Genomic DNA, 20,337 nt, shown 5'->3' with positions numbered 1-20,337 from the left:
GAGTGACTGATCACTTAGTCAGAAAATATGATTTCATTTGGTTAACTACTTAGCTGCCCAAGTAAAAAAAACACAACCAGTCCAATTGAATCAGGATAAAAGCAGCAATAATCAATCCTCGCCACCTGCCAGCTGCGGGAGTATAGTTCACACCTTAACCTTTTTAAGAGATTATCGTTTATGTTCAAGGCGTTAGTACTGAACCAGCAGGACAACAACACTGTCGCTTCTACAGAACAGCTGGATGAATCCACCCTGCCAGCCGGGGATGTTATTGTTGCTGTTGACTATTCATCACTGAATTACAAGGATGGTCTGGCCATCACCGGGAAGGGAAAAATCATCCGTGATTTTCCGATGGTGCCGGGTATCGACTACGCTGGTCAGGTAATTTCTTCAAGCGATGACCGTTACCAGCCCGGTGATTCCGTTATCCTCACTGGCTGGGGTGTTGGTGAGAACCACTGGGGTGGTATGGCCGAAAAAGCCAGCGTTCCTGCTAACTACCTGGTTTCCATGCCTGCTGGACTGGACAGCCGCAAGGCCATGATTATTGGTACTGCAGGCCTGACGGCCATGCTGTGTGTCATGGCGCTGGAAGACGCAGGCATTACACCTGAGAAAGGTGAAATTCTAGTCACCGGTGCCAGCGGTGGGGTTGGCAGTGTTGCCATAACGCTGCTGGATCAGCTGGGTTATCAGGTTGTCGCCGCTTCTGGTCGCCCGGAAAACAGTGACTGGTTAAAGTCCATCGGGGCTGACCGGGTTATTGATCGTGCAGAATTGCTTGAACCCGCACGCCCACTGGAAAAACAGCTTTGGGCAGGTGCCATTGACAGCGTCGGCAGCAAAGTTCTGGCCAAAGTACTGGCGCAGGTTGATTACCAGGGGGCTGTTGCCGCCTGCGGTCTGGCCGGTGGGTTTGATCTGCCAACCACGGTTATGCCTTTTATTCTCAGAGGCGTTAAACTTCTGGGTGTTGATTCGGTAATGTGCCCAATCGAAAAACGTATACAGGCATGGAACCGGATTGCTGAACTGCTGCCAGAGTCTTACTACAACGAGGCTGCCAAAGAAGTTGAACTGGATGCAGTGCCTGAACTGGCAGAGGCCATTACCAATGGACAAGTCACCGGCAGAACACTGATTAAGTTGTAATCACTCTTTCAGCTTCGAGACTCGTCAGATGCGATGCCACAAAAGCATCTGACTACCCTCCAAAACGACTTGTACCATCACTCTTATTTCTCATTAAATGCCATTGAAAAGTAATGAACCACCGTCCGGTACTCTATGTGATTGGCCTGTTCCTGACCGCCATGGCCAAGTTTATGCTGATTCCGGTCATCTATGACCTGCTAACCGGCGATTCTGATATCTGGGAGTTTGTCGCTGCTGCAGCCATTACGCTGATTACCGGCGGAGCCCTGACCATCAATTTCAAGCCAGAACACTTCAATATGAAGCCCAGGCAGGTCTTTGTCCTGACCACACTCTGCTGGCTGTCAGTATGCACTTTTGCAGCACTGCCCTTCTGGTTCAAACTCCCCGTCAGTTACACCGATGCTTTTTTTGAAACCATGTCGGGTATTACCACCACCGGATCCACCATATTGACAGGTCTGGATCAGATGCATCCCAGCGTGCTGATCTGGCGGTCACTGCTGCAATGGTTTGGCGGTATTGGTTTTATTGTCATGGCGGTTGCCGTTCTGCCATTTCTCAAAGTGGGTGGTATGAGGTTGTTCCAGAGTGAATCTTCTGACTGGTCCGAGAAAGCCATGCCCCGCTCAGGAAGCATTGCCAAGGGTATCGTTACTGTCTATCTGATTATGACGGCCCTCTGCGCGTACCTTTATTTCCTGGGTGGCATGACCGGCTTTGAGGCCATAAACCATGCCATGACCACGGTCTCTACCGGCGGATATTCCACCTCAGATGCTTCCATGGGATTATTTAAAAACCCGTTTATCATCTGGACAAGCACCATTTTCATGATACTTGCCAGCCTCCCTTTTGTTCTCTTTGTTCGCTGCATGCGGGGTGACGTTAACTGCTTTTATCAAGATACCCAGGTACAGGCCTTTATCGGTTTTCTTCTGGTGGTCTGGCTGATTCTGAGCATCTGGTTATGCTTTCACTCTGACTACACCTTTACCCAGTCACTCACCCTGGTCTCATTTAATACCACGTCAACCATCACCACCACCGGCTTTGCCTACGGTGACTACACCCAGTGGGGTGGTCTTTCCACCCTCACGTTTTTCTTTCTGTTATTGGTGGGAGGTTGTTCGGGGTCAACAGCGGGAGGCATCAAAATTTTCCGGTTTCAAATTGGTGGCAAGCTTCTGAACATCCAGTTAAAACAACTGGTTCACCCCAGAGCCTGTTTTGTACAAACCTATAATGGCCAGCAAATCAGCAGTGACATACTCCGTTCGTTAATCGGTTTCAGTTTCTTCTTCATCCTGTTGATTGCTTTAATGAGCCTGATACTGTCCCTGTGCGATCTCGACCCCATCACCAGTCTTTCCGGAGCCACGACGGCCGTAGCCAATGTGGGTCCCGGACTGGGAGCCGTCATTGGCCCTGCGGGTAACTTCAGCTCTCTACCGGATGCCGCTAAATGGCTATTAAGCGTCGGCATGCTGCTGGGCAGGCTTGAGGTTATCACCGTCCTGGTACTTTTTACGCCTGCTTTCTGGAAGGGTTGAATCAGTCGTCATCAGCAGCCATGGCCAAAAACCATACTCCTTTTGATAACTTGCTCAACTTCCGCAGTAATTACATTCACCTTTGGAGTAAAAGATAACTGTAGTTTTTCTTTTTTACGGGCCTCCCTGGAGGGGTTCAACCAATTAGCCAAAGAACGCATCTGCTGATCATAATGATTATCAAGATTCCGATACACATACGCCAGAGAGCTTAAATAAGCGGCCACATTGAGGCCGACGGATGAGCCAGGTGTAATCTCAGGGTGCGCCTTAAGTCTATCCAGAGCAGGTTCGAAGTTGCCATAAATATCAACAGGTATATAGCTTTTCACCTCATGGCAATAACGGTTCAGATACTGACGCAAACCTTTCAATAGCAACTCAGCGGCTTTTTTTTCATCACCAATAAGATGAAACCCCCAACCCGCAGAGTGAAGAATCCATATATCATTTGGAAAAAACTGACAGGCTTCCCGGCAAAGGCTTTCGACAGCATCCCGGTATTTATGAGGAACGTGAAAATAATCCAAAAACAGCTCATTCAATTCTCTCCAGTAATCCCGCTCATTGTTTCCGCTTCCGGGCCCTGAAGAACCGGTTGTCACAGCCTCTGAATGCACAACGTGAGCAGTGTCTTTTTCGACTTTTCTTGCTGAGCAAGGCAGTTCGGTTGGACAGGATTGAACAGATTCTGTTTTTTCCCTATGTCGAAAACCGGTTGTACGATCTTCTACTCCCCGTTTAGTTTTGTTTTTTCTATTATCTTTCTGCTTCTTACTGCTCTGCTTCTTACTGCGGCCGACTTTAGCTTGTGGTTCAATATCAGGCTGAACGAGGCTGACATCCGCCTCATCTTGACCTGTAGATTGATCAACATCCTTAATATCATCCATCTTTGTCATGAGCATCATAATAGCGACAGCCTTGTGCTCATAGAACTCTTCTCTCCATTTAATACTTTTATCTCTATAATAATCCGCAGCATTTATACAGGCATTATATACAGCCTCGTTATCACCCATTTTTTCCAGGCAACGAATCAATTCTTCAAATACCGGAACTTGATTTTCTCCACTGACCAAAGACTGATAAATAGAGCTGGCTGTATCAACAGCACCGTATATTTCTTCACACCTGGCCTGCATATAGTTTTTCAATACACCTGCTGAAGGCTGCAGAAAGGAAAAGTATTCGTAACATTCAATTAATCTTCGTGCATCGTGCTCAGATTTTTCTAATACACAAACTGTTGCAGTATGCAAAAACTGCAACAACCCATAATGCTCAAATTCATCATGAACAAAAATGACTGACTTATGTTGAAATATCTGACAACTCTCTTTTACGCAGGAAATCACCAGTTCCGTGTTAACCTCTTTTCCGATCAGCAAATTGAAATGTAACGTCTGAATCTTGGTTACATCAAGATTACCCCTATACTTTTTCAACTCCAGAAATTCTTTTTCCCTTTCACTTAAGTGTGGCAATCGACCAAAGTATTTCAAAGCTACTTTTACCGGTAGCTCTGGGCTAAAGTAGGGTGCACAATAATGACTGCCGTCAACATTAATGCAGCTGCGGATAATATTTAACATAAAATACGACTCCCAAAATAAATACCATTGTCGAAAAGATGATATCATCCCCACATCGTCCTTGCTAAGTACAATCCTGAAAATCAGCTCAACAATTTCTCCTAACTCATGCTTGACGGCATCAAGTATTGGTGATTTCACAGATTCAAGCTTGTTGATTAGCGCAGCCGTGATGGGCGCATCCATGGATACTTTAATGGCTTTAAAATGATCTCTATACACTTTTTGCGTAATACATAACATACATCTTATAAAATGATCAGGGCTGTAAAAATCTGACAATATCTCAAGAAGACAAGCAATGTCTTGTTGTCTTATTTCTTCTTGAGAATCCACTGAAAGAGAAAAAATTTTATTTGAAATACGCTCCAACTCTCTCAACTTAAGATAATTTTCAACTTTTAAGTCATTCTTCATTTGCCTCAGTTGAGAAACGGTCATTTTTTTTCTGGAAACAGAACCTAGTTTATCTTCATTAAACGTCGGACCTTTTTCTATAACACGGATGGCTTTTACAAGAAGAAGATATTCCTGAGATCTGGCATCAAAAAAAACAGAGCTAAAGCCTGAAGAGCCAAGATATTTTTTACTAACTTTTGGCTCTACAGTACGCGTTGAAAGACGATCAGAAGCCGTAGCTTGAGCCGGAACCTGTTTTCTTTGTAAAGGATCGCCATCAGTCTCAGACTTGACAATCTCGGTTCCCGAGGATGCATAATCAGAATGGAATAAATTACACTTTGAGGAAATCATAATTAATTCATTAAACCATTAGTAGGAGCCTTCTTCAGGCATTTGGCTGTTTTACAGAAGCATGTTGGGTAAGCTTTATATTACGGGCTCCGCTCAAAGAGCGGCTCATCACTAGCAACCTGATCTATCTGGCTTCAGGGTCAAGCCCTGAGAAGATATGAAACAGATGCTGCAGATCAGAGATAGTATAATCTATAGTTGTTTCACAAAATGATTGACACTGTTTACAATCAGTAATTATCGTTACTAACCGTTACGTTTTCCCGCTCTGGATTTCACCAAAAATGATCTGGATCAATTTTGGTCTTCCAAGCCATCCTGTAACATCAGGCATCCGTCATTTTGTTGTTTACATTTTTATCCAGCTGTTGAGAATACGTTCTGTGCCGATGAACTCCCCCTTGAATAGGCACCTGATCAGCCAGATCCGTGATCGTGCCCAGCGCAACCCGGAACATATCGCCATGCGCTTCGCCACTCAAAGCGCTGATCGGGATGCTGATCATAAAGAGTGGCAGGAAGTCAGCTGGCATAAACTCAGTAAAAAGATTGACCAGGCTTCCCGGGCATTGCTGAAACAAAACCTGCAGGTACAGGCGAAAGTGGGTATCTGGTCCCAGAACATGCCTCAGTGGACAGTAGCCGACCTGGCCTGCCTTCAGGCACGACTGGTTACCGTACCACTGTACCCCACCAGCACCACGGAACAGGTAAAATACATTCTCGATGAGACAGAAGCCAGCCTGCTATTTGTGGGTGAACAGGCACAATACCATAGCGCGCTTGAGTTACTGGCCCAGTCATCCACATTAAAGACTCTTGTTGTCTTTGATCGGTCGGTTGATATTGATAACTGCCCACAGGCTATCTATTTTGACGACTTTATCCAGCACGGTGTTGAGCAGGCCATTCTCGAAGAGAGACTGAATTCCCGCTGCATGGAAGACCTCTTTACCCTGATCTATACCTCAGGCACCACGGGCGAGCCCAAAGGCGTTATGCTGGACTATGCCAACATGGCAGCCAGCTTCCGTGGCCATGACCAGATCATCCATCTGGACAGTCTGGACACCTCGCTGTGCTTCCTGCCACTGAGCCATATTTTTGAGCGTGCCTGGAGTTTTTATGTGCTTGCCCGTGGTGCCACCAATGTCTACCTCAAAGACCCTCATCAGGTCAGCACAGCGCTGAAAACCGTTCAGCCAACGGTGCTTTGTGTCGTTCCCAGATTCTTTGAAAAAGTCTATACGACCATTCACGGGAAAATTTCCACAGCGCCATTTATTCGGCGCATGATGTTTAATACCGCGGTTAACATCGGCAACGCCCATATGGAATACCACCGCAAAGGTGCTGAGGCTCCTGCTTATCTGGAGAAGCTCAATCATATCGCGGACAAAATGGTATTCAGCAAAATTCGTGCAGGCCTGGGCGGTAACATCCGGTTTATACCCTGTGGTGGCGCTCGTCTTGATGACGACATCAACCGTTTCTTCCATGCCATTGGTATTGATGTGAAAGTGGGTTACGGCATGACGGAAACCGTGGCAACCGTGACCTGTTTCCGTGACACTGAATTTGAATTTGGTTCCTGTGGTATCCCTTTACCGGGCATACAGGTGCGCATCGGTGCAGACGGTGAAATTCAGGTTAAAGGCGATACCGTCATGCGCGGCTATTACCAGAAGCCGGAAGAAACGGCAAAAACCTTCACCGCAGACGGCTGGCTGCACACCGGCGATGCCGGTCTGATTGATGAGAACGGCGCGTTGCGTATGACCGAACGTATCAAGGAATTGATGAAGACCTCCAACGGTAAATACATCGCACCACAATACATCGAAGGTACGCTGACCAAAGACCGCTTTATCGAACAGATTGCCATTATTGCCGATGCCAGAAACTACGTAACGGCATTGATTGTTCCCGCCTTTGAGGCTCTGGAAGAACACGCCAAAGCGCTGAACCTGAAATACCACAACCACAGGGAACTGATTCAGCACAGCAGCATTCAGGAACTGATCCAGGAGCGGGTCAATAAAATCCAGCAAGGCCTGGCTAAATTCGAGCAGGTGAAGAAATTCACGCTGCTGCCCAAAGAGTTCTCCATTGAGCTGGGTGAGATCACGCCAACCCTGAAACTGCGTCGTGAAATTATTATGAAGCGGTTTCAGAAAGAGATTGAGGCCATGTACACTCCCAGCAAAGCCTGATAATCATCCATTGCATCACAACAAAGGTATCCAAACGGATACCTTTGTTTAATACTCTTGCTTTTTATGAGCCAAGGTTTTTAACGGCTGAAACTATAATTCACTGATCAATAGACGGGTATGGTGTTTCCTGCACCGAGTTCTTTTCATAAGGAAATGGCCAGTAAATTACCAGTGCAACATGGAAAGTCAGGCTCAAAAAATTCCGTAGAGGTATACAATGAGCTGGCTTCTCAGTTGAAAGAAAGTAAGAAAGAAGTCAAGGAACTAGAGAATAAGGTTAAAAAGTTTGAAAGTAAATTTTCAGATGCTTTGAAATTATTTAATAAAGATGATTTCAGTGGCAAAGATCTTAAGAAAATAAAAAATCTGGAAATCCCAACCAATAGTGACAACGGTTTTGAAAACATAGAAATAAATTCAATAAGTAAAGGCCAGATAAAATCACAAGTCAAGAATATTAAAGAGCATTTCCAGAATTCCGAAACACAGGATTGTTTTCAAGAGCACTGTGATAATAAGGGCAAGTTGACTGAAGCAAAAGAGGCTCTGCTCAAGCTGGAAGGTCAAATTCTTTCTGCCTACTGGGATCTAAGCAAGGCAACAATTCAAGAATACAAACAGGAAATGGCAAAAGCCAAAAAGGTAATGAAAAATGCCATAGCGGAGCAGGAAACAGATTATAAAAAAAGCATTGCAGAACTTAAGCAGGGTTATCGCCAAAATACCGAAAAAGGGAGCCAGAAAGCGGTTCATGTCAATTCCAGCCTGGGCGAGTATAAGACGGAAAAGAGTAAGTTAAAGGCTCAAAAAGAAAAAAATATTGCCACGGCAAAACAGGCTTACAAAGATCGTATGAAAGAAATTAAGGAAGCTCGCGCCACGAACAGAAAAGCTATGAAAACCTTGATCAAACTTGAACCAAAACAAGTAACAGAAACCACAGCGCCATCGACCATGCCGGTAGATATGAAAAATGGGGCCAGCGAACTGTTAGAAAAATTCAACAATCCTGCTTATATTGAGGGTCAGCAGTGGCAATCTGATATCAAGGCAATCTTTGATAGTGGTGATGTTGATGGTTTGGAAACTGTCGAAAAAACTCTAAAACAGTGGCAAGCAAACCAGACCCAGAGTGATTTCACAAATGTATTGAAATTTATTGAGGCTGAGGGAGCCAACAGATCGGCTCGCTCTTAACCTGAAAATCCTGTCCGTGCAGAGATTCAGCGTGAACTCAGGCCAGTGTCCATTTCGGTCACTGGCCTTTTTTATGCTTCAAACAACCGGTATAGGACTGACGACATCGGCATTCTGTGCCCGATGCCGCAGAAAATGATCCATCAGGGTAATCGACACCATCGCTTCAGCAATGGGTACTGCGCGAATACCCACGCAGGGATCATGGCGCCCTTTGGTGATGACCTCCACCGGCTCGCCCTGGCTATTAATCGACTTTCCTGCTGTGGTAATGCTGGCAGTTGGCTTCAGGGCAATATGAGCAACCACATCCTGCCCGGTACTGATACCACCCAGGGTGCCACCAGCATGGTTTGACAGGAAGCCATCCGGGGTAATCTCATCCCGGTGCTCTGTACCTTTCTGACGGACACTGGCAAATCCATCACCTATTTCAACGCCTTTTACCGCATTAATGCTCATCAGTGAATGGGCCAGATCCGCATCAAGGCGATCAAAAACCGGTTCACCAAGCCCCGGCGGAACACCGGTCGCCATAACCGAAACACGAGCGCCCACGGAGTTACCTTCGGTACGAAGGCTGGTAATCAACGCTTCCATTTCCGGGACTTTGTCCGCGTCTGGCGAGAAGAACGGGTTGTTTCTCACTTCATCCCAGTCCAGCTTCTCGACCTGGATATCACCGATCCGGGACAACCAGCCACGCACTTCAATACCCTGAGACTGCAGGTACTTGCGGGCAATAGCGCCAGCAGCCACTCGCATGGCCGTTTCCCTGGCGGATGAACGGCCACCACCACGATAATCCCGAACACCGTATTTATGGGTGTAGGTGTAATCAGCATGACCGGGTCTGAACAGATCCTTGATATTGGAGTAATCCCTGGAGCGCTGATCCTGGTTTTCAATTAACAGGCCGATGGGAGTACCGGTGGTCACCCCTTCAAAAACGCCGGAAAGGATCCTGACCTGATCCGGCTCACGACGCTGGGTGGTGAATTTGGAGGTACCAGGCTTACGACGATCCAGGTCAACCTGAAGATCCGCTTCCGTTAATGGCAACCCCGGGGGGCAACCGTCAACAATACAGCCCAGTGCCACACCGTGAGACTCCCCAAAGGTAGTGACCTTGAACAGTTGTCCTATACTATTTCCTGCCATGCTTAAGCGATCTCATTGTTATTTTCAGAAAATTCCAACAGTGGTTAACAGCCCCTTACAGGGCTTTTAAACGATTCTTGAACAAAGACTGATATTTTCTGCAATCTTCAGCGGACAGAACCAGAACACCATGACCGCCTTTTTCGAAATCAGGCCAGACCAACGGTACTTCCGGATACTCATCCTGTAAAGCCCACTGACTATTGCCCACTTCCAGCACCAGCAGCCCCTGGTCATCCAGGTAATCAGCAGCCTGTGCCAGAATGGCACGGGCGAAATCAAGCCCGTCATCGCCAGCGGCCAGACCCAGCTCGGGTTCGTGGGTGAACTCTTCCGGCATATCGGACAGATCTTCAGCATCCACATAGGGTGGATTACTCAGAATCAATTGATACCCTGGACGCTCTGGCAAAGCATCCAGGAAATCAAACAGGTCCGACTTAATGGCCTGAACCCTGCCCCAGAGTTCGTGGCGATCAATATTGACATTGGCCACTTCCAGGGCGTCTTCAGAAATATCCAGCAAATCCACCTGGGATTCAGGAAAAGCATGGGCTGCAGCAATGCCAATACACCCGGAACCGGAACACAGGTCAAGCACACGACTGACCTCGACATCCCCCAGCCAGGGCTGGAACTGCTGGAGGATCAGTTCGGCAATGGGGGAACGGGGGACCAGAACCCGCTCATCCACATAAAATGGCATATCACAGAACCACGCCTGATTGACCAGATAGGCCAGGGGTTTACGACTGACCGCCCGCTCTTCAATCAGGTTGGCCAGTTTTTCACGTTCACGGAGGGTTAAACGACTGTCAAGATAGTTGTCGGGAAGATCCCAGGGTAGCTGCAATACCTGGAAAACCAGATGCAGGGACTCATCCAGCGCATTATCACTGCCATGACCAAAGAACAAACCCGCCTCACTAAAGCGGGTTGCTCCCCAGCGTACAAAGTCTCGAATAGACACCAGCCCTTCGCAGGACTCATTGGAACCTGTCACATTTGCTCCTTCGGATTCGAAACGCCCGGGATTTTCACGCTGGGCCGAACCCTTACTGCCTTATTTAGGCGGCTTAAAATAGCATATTCCTTGCTCACGGGTAACGACTGTTTAACAGTTAGCAGATAACCTGAGGTGATCATCAATCGGATAGAGAATACTCAATCATTTCTGGCTTAACATCATTCAACCGGGTAAGCAGATACGCCAGTTGTGAACCATATCAGCGGATTCGATTTAATACCCGGATTGAATAAAAAAAGGTACCGTTGAACTTTTTAAAGAAATAATAATCAAAAAAATGTAACCAATGGAGAAAACAGATGATAGCCACTGGAGCACCCAATAGCCAAATTCTTGAGAATCACACCCTGCCTGGTAGTAGCCATTCAACTCGAGGACAACAGAACAGTGAGGCACAGACCTGCTCCTGGACTCAGCATAAAGTTAACAAATTGCACCTGAAAACAAGAGGACCGGATGCAGCATTAATGCAAGCAGCCAAATATAACGATACTAAACTGATCAACCGTATTCTTGACAGCCACCCGACATCTTTGCGACTTTGTTTGAAGCAACAAAATCAAAACCCGGCCATTCAGGCGGCAATCCATGGCAACACTGAAGCATTTCAATTGTTAATTAACTATGGAGCATCACCGAATACAGTGTTGGCAAGTAGTAGTTATGAAAAAGATACCCTCCCCCTCCTGTTTCCTGTCAGTGGCAAGCGCTCTAGCTATTCACCTGCTAATTTCACATCAAAAACAATGAAGGTGTTACTGCAAAGCGAGGAAACCGACCTGAACAGCATCAATTATATTCAAGATTTATACATTGAAATAATGATGACACCAACGGAATTAGTAAACAGTCAGGTAGGAGCCAAAAACAGAGGTGGAATCAGTGTATTACTTGCCAGCGATCCCAGAACCCAGGTAAATACAAAAATAGAATTTCACTATCTGGGACCTTTTAAATCTTTCTTTCATATTGAATTTCCTCCACAATCATCATTTTATATGACGAGTAGAGGAAAGATCCCTGTTAGCCTTATTGGTCAGGCCATATTGTTAAATAACCTCGATTTAGCACTTACACTACTTGACCGCCCGGATCTGGATCCCGGTAAACCCGAAGGAACTGCCGTAAATCTGGTGACTATTTTCATTCATAAATTATCAAAGGGATTGTTTTTTAACTTAGGAAATCCCCTGAGAGAAAAAATGATTGCATCCGAAGAATTTTGCAGGCAAATTCTGGACAGTGACAAAGTGACAGTCAAGCGGCATTTCCTCTTACTCTTATCTGCGGATTTTCAAAGCAGGGATACCCTCGACATCAATGAGTTTAGTCGGCTTAATTCCGTTGAATTGAACAGGCGCATCAGAGATGAACTCTCTCAATCTGTGCAAAGAGAATTGGCGATGGAGAGCTTTAGCACCTCTCCCCCAAGTTATGAGATGGCCACTCAAGGGGCTTTACTGCCCCCACCGCCTTATCGTACCCAGAGGACATAAATTTCCGAGGGAAAAAGCGAGATTTGCGAGTGCCCAGGGAGCAATAGCGGGCTTCGCAAATCTAATAGTATGCCCACGGGTAACGACTGTTTAAAAGTCAGCAGATAACCTGCGATCATCAATCGGACAGATAATACTCAATCGTCGCAACCACCCGGACTTTCTTAATATGAGGGTTATTCCGGTCACGGTCATTGATCGAAAACTGCCCCTGGGAGGCTCTCTTGATTTTGCCCAGTTCGCTTTGCGAATCCGAGGCAAACTTTTCCGCCACTTCCCGGGCTTTACGGGTCGCTTCCTCAATCATTTCCGGCTTAACATCATTTAACCGGGTAAACAGGTACTCCGGCTGTGAACCATAATTCCCCCCGGTAAACACAATGCCTTCCCGCCCAAGGTCCGATAGCTTGCCCATCACTGAACGCACCGCTTCAATATGACGGGAATAGACAGTAATGGTTTGCAGGGCGGTATAGCGAAACTCCGGACGACTGCTGCTGCCGTATTGATTGGCCGAATTATCGGTAATATCAGGCGACATCAGACTGATGTCCTCAGCCGCGATACCACTCTTTTCCAGGAACTCCCTGATTCTGTCGATATTGTTCTCAAGCGTGCGATAAAGAGATTTCAAATCATTATCTGCCGCTGAAAACTGAATGGGCCAGATCACAACGTCTGCCTGATATTCACCCTCTGACAACCCTTTGACCGTGACGCTTCTCTCATACTGCTTGTACTCAATGGCAGCATTCGCCAACAAATACCCCAGACAGGAAAGCCCCAGAAAAACAGAAATGCCCAATATCAGGGCACTGATTCTACCGGTACTCATGTTACTTACACCTGAATGCTTTTGTTAAAAAATAATGAACCCCATCACTGGGCCCCGATAAATTATCAGATTCAGCGGTTAAGTCATCTTATTTACCAGATAATCAGTAAAACAGCGAAGCCAGGTCGGCACAGACCTTTACCGTGGGTACATTAATCCTGCCCTGATAATTGCCAATCACTTTCCATTGTGACCAGACAACTGAAGATTTGCCCAGAACCTTAGACTTTTTTTGCGGATTGCAGCAGTTCCACCCGTTTATTCATCATATCCTGGTATGAGCCTTGTCGGGTGACACTATCCAGAACCGGGGTAAGATGCTCTTGCAAATGCTGCCTGAGACTCCCGGGCGTTTCATCGGATGTATAGCGGTCAACAATCTGTTCAATAGCGGTGGTGATCAGGCTTGCAGAGTTCAGCACTTCAGCAGCCGCTTTCGGCTCACCGGCTTTAAGTGCAGCAATGGCCTGCTTCAGTTTGTCCACCACTTCTTTGTTCTGGCCTTCTTTGACCTGATCTGCTTTGATCTGCTCTTCTCGTAATCGCTCTTTCAAGATCTCGAAAAATTCTGCATTGGACATGGCTTCAATAGCAAGCAGTATGCCCCTTTGGGTGACAAGAATGCCCTCAAGGAACTCTTCACGAGTCCTGATTAATGGCTCCAGATCAATGCCCAGCCTCTGGGACAATAGACTTAACCGCACATGTTCCGGCATTCCATAAAGATCGGCACTGTTCTGCTGAACGCCCTTTACGCCATGGACAGATGCCTCCCTGCTATTGCGATTGATTGAAACAATATCATCAATCACCCTTTGCAACGCCAGTGAGCCCGTATGTGCAACAGATGGGGACACATTAGCAGCAACAACGCTCAATACCTGAAGAGGTGCTGATAATCCTGCACCGGAAGTTTGCTGGATGGTCTCTGTCAGCTGCCTGACATTGCTTTCGTAGACGCCCATCACTTCCGCCGTATCCGTGGCTTCTGGCAGTGCAGATTGGACCTTTGTCACCATATTCTGTAATGGTGTAGATGTAGACACCATAACGGTTGACTCCTCCAGTGATGGCTGCCCCGGTGGATCCTCTGGCACAGCCTCTGATGAGCCACCCGGCACAGGCTCGACATCTTCTCCTGGAGACTTTTGCCCCAGAGAGTCTCTGATAACCAGAGCTGTTGCCAGAAGCCCCCTAATATCTTCAGATGAAGCCGCCGTTGCACCAGGAAGAGCCGGTTGCAGTGTTGGAACCGGTATCACAGGTGCTGCAGGGAGATCTTCAGCCCTGGCAGCCTGATTTTGTAAAACATAATTAGTCTGATCGTAACCGGAAGTAACCTTGTCAACCGCCTCTTTTACGGGCTGCCCCGCTAGAAACTCTGCTGGCACAGGCTCCAGTCGCCCGGGCTGTAAATCCCCGGCCCCCGATACCTCACTCATAACCTCACTCCTTTCACTGCCATCAAAACTCATTAATCATTTTTTCTACCCGGCTTAACTCAGGACAGGTTATGCCGGATTCATTGGCCATTAAAACAGACGCCTGATAAGCAAGCCTCGCTTTTTGATGCTGCCCCAGGGCGACATAACAATCACCCACATAAATCATCGGATGTGGATCATTGGCATCAAGAGAAATTGCGTAAAGGTAGGTATCAATAGCCTCGCCATAAAGGTTCACCATTTGCTGGCAGGCACCAAGGCCAGTGAAAAAACGAGGATTCCACTGATCATAGAGGCAGAGAAATTGAAATAAATGGGCGGATTTATCGTACAAACCGTTATTATATTTCAGATACGCCAATTCATAGAGGGCTTCCTGCGCCTCCTCACTGATATTATTGGCTTCAGCAAGATTCCCTCCCCGCGCCATATAATCTCCCACAATGGCCATTGCCTGGGCATCAGACAAGCTGAACAATGAATCATTCATATACTGCTTCCCTGCAGATTAGAAAGACAAGTTATTCTATATAGGTATAGTACTTACCGACATAAACATAATTTTATCGAATAAAAAAATAAGGAAGTTTATGATTCCATTTAATAGTATATTCTGTGAAATCCCAGCAATTTCCTGATGTGATTTGCTATATCAGTGCCTTGACATGCCAGCTCAAAGGTTTTTATTGCCTCTTCATAAGACCTTCCACAGTAAAGCGAATGATTGTTTTCACTAAGCCATGGAGTTGGGTTTGTATCGCCAGCATACCCAATCATCTGATGCTGTTTTCTAAAGGATAAAAACCTTTTAGATAATCTGGGATTCAGTGCCAGCATAAAGCATCTACCATTTTCAAATTGCCCCATATGGATGGAAAGAGCATCGTTTAGCCCTCTACTTTCTTTAGGCTTTTGAATTTCATAATCCGGATATAAAAACCGAGTGAAAACAAAATTAAGTGAAACCATCTTAATATCAGGAATCCTAAACGTGTCACTGACTAAAGATCCATTATTGTTTATTTGAAACATCCGCATATGATCTGAATATAGATCTGGCTTTTTAATTTCAACTTTATTCATATATCGAAACCCAACTGAGTATCTTTGCTTTGCCTCTTTAATGATGAAGGAGTTAATACAGTGGTTTGTAGCCCTACATGTCTGCTTTAGTTGAACAAGATCCGGTAACGGTAAATAAGAAGCAATTTCTTGAATTAGTTCAACAGGCAGTCCTTTAAATATCACTTGCTCACCCGGCTCAAAAACAACTGATTGCTGGAGAGATGTGTTCAGGCCTGTTTGATCAGCAGCAGTCTTGTGCATAAATAATCCCGTTCTGTTATGTCTGTGTGGGCTTCTTTCCACAGTGAGAACAAGAATAGCAAAATGAATCAGAGTCATTTTTATAAAAGTACAGCCATGCAGCTATGGGTCAATGAGCCTTTATATTCGGGCAACCATGGCCAATGGTGAAAATTCCCAACAGCTATACTTACCCGTGACCGTTGTTTTCATGGCTTACGGAGTTTTCGGACAGGCACTATTTATAGACGGATTTCTAACATCGGATCAAGACATGGCACGTATCAGCGTAACCACACCTTTAAATATAAACCCTGAACAAATCAAACTGGCTGAACCTAAGGCAGCAAAGTATTCGGGAATTGAAGCAAAAAAAGACACCAAGATACTGGATAGCGATGGAAAACTGGTATCTAAATGGGGAAGACGTATTGATCATTTTTTTGATAAAAAATTTATCAACGAGGAGAAATCTGCCTCAAGAACCAGAATGTATGATTTTGAAAAAGGCATGACCAAGAGGCGTGCCGAGGTATTAATGGAAGAAGTTCAGGAAGATCAGGAAGGCAAAAATAGATCAGCTCACGTTGACAGTATTTTAAAACTTCCTGATGAAATTCCAAAAGAGTGCACTTTTTTTGACAAGAATCAGTTCAGGAAGCTTATCGAATCAGACACTGAAGTCTATCTCTCCCATGAAATCAATCGTTGCAAATCGGGAGCAGGCCTTGTTGCATTGAAAAAAGAAGTGAACAGGCTTAAGGCAGGCAATAAGGTACCAGACACAATAATAGATTCACTGAACCAAAAAATACATCAACAAATGGAAGTTCTTGTGGAGGCAATGCCGAAACATCTCAAAAGTATCCCATACGATGGTGACCCGAGAAAAGACTTTAACATGGCTATAAAAAAGTGCCATGCTATAGAAAACCTGCTTAATGCTGCCGAGCACATTGATAGAAGTTTAGTTTATAGGTACGAAAAAGAAATATGTGAGATGATGGCTAATACATTCATAAGGGATGTAAGTGAAATAAAATACTTTTGCCTTGAACGGAATAATTTGGGAGAGAACAAACAATTATCAAAAGATATTACGAATTTTAGAGAAAAAACAGTAAAACCGTTTCTTAACAGGTTTCCCTTATACGCTAAAAAATACTGCCAAAAAATTCAGGCCAATACAGCAAGTGCAACTAGGGAGTTAGTAAATCAACATAAGATAATCCCTGAACCGGCAGGCAACCTGAATAACAAAATGAGAAGAGGTTCTTCAGTAACCGGGAAAACTCTTACACCGCTTTTGCAACAAAATGGGCAATCCAATGCACTTCTTGGTCTTCAACCGGCAGCACCTATTACTTTTAAAGGTGCCTCTATCGATGCTGAGTACAATTACCAGATCATACCCGAAAAAGATTTAGATATGATCGAGACATTAGGTCAAGGGGCTTTTGGTGTTGTGGACCTTGTGGTTCACAGGCAGACCGATCAAGAATTTGCCCTTAAAAAGGTTGCTAATGATACTGCGCGCAGAAATGAATGCGCACAGATGATAAGAATTCAGCGGGCAATAGCAAGTACCGGTGGAAGCACAAAGAATATTGTCAACCTCGTCTCCCTGAGTCGAGGAAGATCAGATCATAAATACGCCCTTATGGAATTTGGCGGTCAGGATTTGCTGAAATCATCAGAAGAGGATGGTCTTTTTGAGGGCGAAGAGCTAAAAACAACTTTTTTTCAGGCTACCAGGGGCATTAGCACACTATTTAAAGCCGGTTACCAGCATCATGATATTAAACCTGAAAATATCCTGATTAATACAAAAGGTGTCGTGAAGATATGTGATTTTGGGTTGGCAAAAAAAATGGAAGGGATTAAACAAGTTGACAGCGGAACACCATGCTATATGTCGCCAGAAAAACTGTATCGTTTGACCAACTATCCTAATGACAGGGCAGACTCCTGGGCCCTGGGATGTACGTTTGCTGAAATGTGTTTAGGTGGTGACCCTATAATGCACGTTACTAAAGACATGAGGAGTCGTAAGACGCCTTTTAAAAAGGCTGTAGCCGAACTAGAAATAATGAGAGAGGATGCATACCAGAAGCTTCTGAAAAAGGAAGGCAAACAAGCTGCTGACTTTTTCAATGCACTAACGGAACTGGATCCTCGCAAACGGCTGTCCCCCACTGAAGCGCTGGAGCACCCTTACTTTAATTCTTGCTATTCCTGATATATTCACAGCGTTCCGCCGTACAGGCAGAGTATAAATGTGGGAGTGAAATAAATGGCCGAGTCATTCTTCGAACAGCAAAATGTGCTTGGACTCATACTGGAAGTCTGCTGTAAGGATCCTGTCACCGGCTTTTTTCGTGACGGTTTCTGCCATACCCACCCTGATGATAAGGGGGGGCACACGGTCTGTGCTCAAATGACTGATGAATTTCTTCAATACTCACTGTCTAAAGGCAATGACCTGATCACTCCCCGGGAGGAATGGGACTTTCCGGGGCTCAAGGCCGGAGACCGATGGTGCCTGTGTGCAGCACGATGGCAAGAAGCATTTGAAAACAATGTAGCGCCTCCGGTTTATATCCGGGCGACCCATATCAATACACTGAAGGTGATTGAGCTGACTGTTTTGAAGCAGTTTGCCATTGATCTCAGCTAAGTAGTTGGCCAAATGGAATCGTATATTTGTGGCAAGGTGGCATTGGTATTACTATGCAAGGCACAACCCAGGGAGTGTAGCCATTGCCAGGACTGCTGAGATGAGGTCATTGAGCATTGAAGAACTCGCAGCCAGTTTGATTAAACCCTGACTGCGACTAAGGAGTGGAAAACCAGATAAATAACAACCCAACTAAACCACGCTGGCGATCTCGCCCGGTTTCCTCAACATTTTATCTATGTCGCCTATATGAGTTTCTTCATCTGCAATCAAGCGGCGTGCATACTCTTCCACCACCACCAGTTTATCTTTCTCAGCAAGTTCCAATAGATCGTAATAGTACTTTACCCCCTGCTTTTCAAAATCCAGAGATTCCATAAGGATGTCGTGAATATCATGTTTTGAGGTTTCCAAAAGCCCACCAATGCCAAGGGAGGGGTGCTCACCAAGGTAAGTGATCATTTCACCCGCTTCATAGGCATGATTCAGCGTTTCTGTTGCTGCTGAACGAAACCATTCAACAATAGGAATCCTGCTATAGCCAAAAACCATAAAGCTGTAGTGACTGTATCGAACAACCCCTGCCAGCTCATGCCCCAGAATCTGGTTCAACTTGACCACTACGGCCTGCTGCTCAGCGAACATAAACACCTCATCTCAAGGTTATATTTGAACATGAAAGTATAGTCAGAATTATCAGTGAACCAGTTGGGATGATATTTCACCAGTTCAAGAACCTAATAATCATTTCGAGGTCAAAAGGCGGTATTTAAAGTCCAGTTGTTCAGGGTTTTATTCTGAAAGCAACCGCATCGACCTACTCCCAACCAAAGCCTGCTGGCCGGGTTGACCAACCAGCCGGTTCAAGTCGGCTTCCTAACCGCTCCAGAAGTACATTTAACGGCAAAAAAGTCTCAAACCATCTGCCTCAAAGAGGCAAAGCCTTTATCCCGGATGGTGGCAAACATATTGAAGACAGCTTTTGGAAAAATAAACCGTTACAAAGCCGTAAAATCACCACGGCTGATGTGCTTAAAGCCTATAGAAATGATAGTTCGTCGATAAGAAGCGGCTTCTTCCTGCAAAAGCTCTGCTTACAGAACATTTTACATGACAATAGAAAAGTCACCCCGGATCAGGTCATTCGAAAATTCAACCAGAAGCCAGATCGGCATAATAAGTACCAATTAGCGATAGTACGCTTCAAAGCGGAATGTTACCTGAGGAGCCTGCCATTGCATGGCCAGCAGGTCACACCGGATGGAGTGGTCAAGGATTATCAGGCAACCAGGGCAACACTGGAGCTGGCGCGCTTTAAGGAAGAATGTTGCCTGAGAGGCCTGACGTTGAATGGCCAGCAGATCACACCGGATGGAGTGATCAAGGATTATCAGGCAGCCAGAGCAACACTGGAGATAGCGCGCTTCAAAGCGGAATGTTGCCTGAGGAACCTGCCGGTGAATGGCCAGCAGGTCACACCGGATGCGGTGGTTAAGGATTTCCCGGATAGTCCGGGGGGCAAACTGGGCGTAATGCGCTTTAAGGAAGAGTGTTGCCTGAGAGGCCTGGCGTTGAATGGCCAGCAGGTCACACCGGATGCGGTGGTTAAGGGTTATCAGGCAGTCAGAGCAACACTGGAGCTAGCGCGATTCAAAGGAGAATGTTGCCTGAGGGGATTGGTGTTGAATGGCCAGCAGGTCACACCGGATGTGGTGGTTAATGATTATCAGGCAGCCAAAGCAACACTGGAGATAGCGCGCTTCAAAGCGGAATGTTGCCTGAGGGACCTGGTGTTGAATGGCCAGCAGGTCACACCGGATGCGGTGGTTAAGGATTTTCAGGCCACCAAAGCAATACTGGAGCTGGCCCGCTTTAAAGAACAATGTTGCCTGAGGGGCCTGCTGTTGAATGGCCAG

16 protein-coding genes are annotated in these 20,337 nt (G+C 45.9%); 8 read left to right on the top strand and 8 right to left on the bottom strand.

Annotation, left to right across the window (positions count from 1 at the left end; genetic code table 11):
- Nucleotides 1-180 precede the first annotated feature (180 nt).
- Both KDK15_RS16815 and KDK15_RS16810 read left to right on the top strand, forming a co-directional pair.
- Entirely contained in the window at nucleotides 181-1,158 is a 978-nt protein-coding gene (locus KDK15_RS16815) for an MDR family oxidoreductase (protein ID WP_257296546.1), read from the top strand.
- A gap of 113 nt (nucleotides 1,159-1,271) precedes the next feature.
- Nucleotides 1,272-2,714, top strand: a complete 1,443-nt coding sequence (locus tag KDK15_RS16810) for a TrkH family potassium uptake protein (RefSeq protein WP_257296545.1) — start codon at nucleotides 1,272-1,274, stop codon at nucleotides 2,712-2,714.
- A gap of 11 nt (nucleotides 2,715-2,725) precedes the next feature.
- On the opposite strand, the gene KDK15_RS16805 is transcribed toward KDK15_RS16810, so the two are convergent.
- Nucleotides 2,726-5,062 (bottom strand): hypothetical protein, encoded by a 2,337-nt coding sequence (locus KDK15_RS16805; protein ID WP_257296544.1) that lies wholly within the window; start codon nucleotides 5,060-5,062, stop codon nucleotides 2,726-2,728.
- 284 nt (nucleotides 5,063-5,346) lie between these two features.
- Between KDK15_RS16805 and KDK15_RS16800 the strand changes: the two genes are divergently transcribed.
- Nucleotides 5,347-7,275, top strand: a complete 1,929-nt coding sequence (locus KDK15_RS16800) for a long-chain fatty acid--CoA ligase (protein WP_257296543.1) — start codon at nucleotides 5,347-5,349, stop codon at nucleotides 7,273-7,275.
- Between the two features lie 156 nt (nucleotides 7,276-7,431).
- Nucleotides 7,432-8,475, top strand: coding sequence for a hypothetical protein (locus tag KDK15_RS16795; protein ID WP_257296542.1), 1,044 nt, complete (start codon nucleotides 7,432-7,434; stop codon nucleotides 8,473-8,475).
- A 78-nt stretch (nucleotides 8,476-8,553) separates the two neighbouring features.
- Here the strand turns inward: KDK15_RS16795 and aroC are convergent, their stop codons facing one another.
- Nucleotides 8,554-9,636: a chorismate synthase gene (gene aroC, locus KDK15_RS16790; protein ID WP_257296541.1), complete on the bottom strand. Its 1,083-nt coding sequence runs from the start codon at nucleotides 9,634-9,636 to the stop codon at nucleotides 8,554-8,556.
- A 55-nt stretch (nucleotides 9,637-9,691) separates the two neighbouring features.
- Complete coding sequence (prmB, locus tag KDK15_RS16785; RefSeq protein WP_257296540.1) at nucleotides 9,692-10,639, bottom strand: 50S ribosomal protein L3 N(5)-glutamine methyltransferase; 948 nt, start codon at nucleotides 10,637-10,639, stop codon at nucleotides 9,692-9,694.
- Between the two features lie 323 nt (nucleotides 10,640-10,962).
- Between prmB and KDK15_RS16780 the strand changes: the two genes are divergently transcribed.
- Nucleotides 10,963-12,159, top strand: coding sequence for an ankyrin repeat domain-containing protein (locus KDK15_RS16780; protein WP_257296539.1), 1,197 nt, complete (start codon nucleotides 10,963-10,965; stop codon nucleotides 12,157-12,159).
- Nucleotides 12,160-12,277: 118 nt separating this feature from the next.
- Here the strand turns inward: KDK15_RS16780 and KDK15_RS16775 are convergent, their stop codons facing one another.
- From KDK15_RS16775 to KDK15_RS16760, 4 genes are all read right to left on the bottom strand, one after another.
- On the bottom strand, nucleotides 12,278-12,994 hold the full coding sequence (locus tag KDK15_RS16775; protein WP_257296538.1) for an SIMPL domain-containing protein: 717 nt from the start codon (nucleotides 12,992-12,994) through the stop codon (nucleotides 12,278-12,280).
- 221 nt (nucleotides 12,995-13,215) lie between these two features.
- Nucleotides 13,216-14,436 (bottom strand): hypothetical protein, encoded by a 1,221-nt coding sequence (locus tag KDK15_RS16770; protein WP_257296537.1) that lies wholly within the window; start codon nucleotides 14,434-14,436, stop codon nucleotides 13,216-13,218.
- 22 nt (nucleotides 14,437-14,458) lie between these two features.
- A complete protein-coding gene (locus KDK15_RS16765; RefSeq protein ID WP_257296536.1) occupies nucleotides 14,459-14,929 on the bottom strand; it encodes a SycD/LcrH family type III secretion system chaperone in 471 nt (156 codons plus the stop codon).
- Between the two features lie 110 nt (nucleotides 14,930-15,039).
- Nucleotides 15,040-15,765, bottom strand: coding sequence for an F-box protein (locus KDK15_RS16760; protein ID WP_257296535.1), 726 nt, complete (start codon nucleotides 15,763-15,765; stop codon nucleotides 15,040-15,042).
- A gap of 112 nt (nucleotides 15,766-15,877) precedes the next feature.
- Here KDK15_RS16760 and KDK15_RS16755 point away from each other — a divergent pair, with 112 nt between their 5' ends.
- Nucleotides 15,878-17,983 carry a serine/threonine-protein kinase gene (locus tag KDK15_RS16755; protein WP_257296534.1) on the top strand — a complete coding sequence of 702 codons (2,106 nt, stop codon included), beginning with the start codon at nucleotides 15,878-15,880 and terminating at the stop codon, nucleotides 17,981-17,983.
- Between the two features lie 54 nt (nucleotides 17,984-18,037).
- The gene (locus tag KDK15_RS16750; RefSeq protein ID WP_257296533.1) at nucleotides 18,038-18,421 is read left to right on the top strand and encodes a DUF2237 family protein; all 384 of its coding nucleotides are present in this window, start codon (nucleotides 18,038-18,040) and stop codon (nucleotides 18,419-18,421) included.
- A 192-nt stretch (nucleotides 18,422-18,613) separates the two neighbouring features.
- Here KDK15_RS16750 and KDK15_RS16745 read toward each other — a convergent pair whose 3' ends face one another.
- Nucleotides 18,614-19,066, bottom strand: a complete 453-nt coding sequence (locus tag KDK15_RS16745; RefSeq protein ID WP_257296532.1) for a bacterioferritin — start codon at nucleotides 19,064-19,066, stop codon at nucleotides 18,614-18,616.
- Nucleotides 19,067-19,449: 383 nt separating this feature from the next.
- On the opposite strand from KDK15_RS16745, the gene KDK15_RS16740 reads away from it, so the two are divergent.
- Nucleotides 19,450-20,337: hypothetical protein (locus tag KDK15_RS16740; protein ID WP_257296531.1), on the top strand; the 888-nt coding region annotated here is incomplete at its 3' end.

It is taken from the genome of Endozoicomonas sp. YOMI1 (genome assembly GCF_024606345.1).
In the GTDB taxonomy this organism is placed as follows: domain Bacteria; phylum Pseudomonadota; class Gammaproteobacteria; order Pseudomonadales; family Endozoicomonadaceae; genus Endozoicomonas.
The sequence above is the reverse complement of the archived record's forward strand: the minus strand, read 5'-3'. Positions and strand labels throughout refer to the sequence as shown.

Excerpts from the sequence above, each read along its gene's own strand:
- KDK15_RS16815 (WP_257296546.1), top strand. The coding sequence starts at position 181 with ATGTTCAAGGCGTTAGTACTGAACCAGCAGGACAACAACACTGTCGCT.
- KDK15_RS16810 (WP_257296545.1), top strand. The coding sequence starts at position 1,272 with ATGAACCACCGTCCGGTACTCTATGTGATTGGCCTGTTCCTGACCGCC.
- KDK15_RS16805 (WP_257296544.1), bottom strand. The coding sequence starts at position 5,062 with ATGATTTCCTCAAAGTGTAATTTATTCCATTCTGATTATGCATCCTCG.
- KDK15_RS16800 (WP_257296543.1), top strand. The coding sequence starts at position 5,347 with ATGATCTGGATCAATTTTGGTCTTCCAAGCCATCCTGTAACATCAGGC.
- KDK15_RS16795 (WP_257296542.1), top strand. The coding sequence starts at position 7,432 with ATGGCCAGTAAATTACCAGTGCAACATGGAAAGTCAGGCTCAAAAAAT.
- aroC (WP_257296541.1), bottom strand. The coding sequence starts at position 9,636 with ATGGCAGGAAATAGTATAGGACAACTGTTCAAGGTCACTACCTTTGGG.
- KDK15_RS16780 (WP_257296539.1), top strand. The coding sequence starts at position 10,963 with ATGATAGCCACTGGAGCACCCAATAGCCAAATTCTTGAGAATCACACC.
- KDK15_RS16775 (WP_257296538.1), bottom strand. The coding sequence starts at position 12,994 with ATGAGTACCGGTAGAATCAGTGCCCTGATATTGGGCATTTCTGTTTTT.
- KDK15_RS16770 (WP_257296537.1), bottom strand. The coding sequence starts at position 14,436 with ATGAGTGAGGTATCGGGGGCCGGGGATTTACAGCCCGGGCGACTGGAG.
- KDK15_RS16765 (WP_257296536.1), bottom strand. The coding sequence starts at position 14,929 with ATGAATGATTCATTGTTCAGCTTGTCTGATGCCCAGGCAATGGCCATT.
- KDK15_RS16760 (WP_257296535.1), bottom strand. The coding sequence starts at position 15,765 with ATGCACAAGACTGCTGCTGATCAAACAGGCCTGAACACATCTCTCCAG.
- KDK15_RS16755 (WP_257296534.1), top strand. The coding sequence starts at position 15,878 with ATGAGCCTTTATATTCGGGCAACCATGGCCAATGGTGAAAATTCCCAA.
- KDK15_RS16750 (WP_257296533.1), top strand. The coding sequence starts at position 18,038 with ATGGCCGAGTCATTCTTCGAACAGCAAAATGTGCTTGGACTCATACTG.
- KDK15_RS16745 (WP_257296532.1), bottom strand. The coding sequence starts at position 19,066 with ATGTTCGCTGAGCAGCAGGCCGTAGTGGTCAAGTTGAACCAGATTCTG.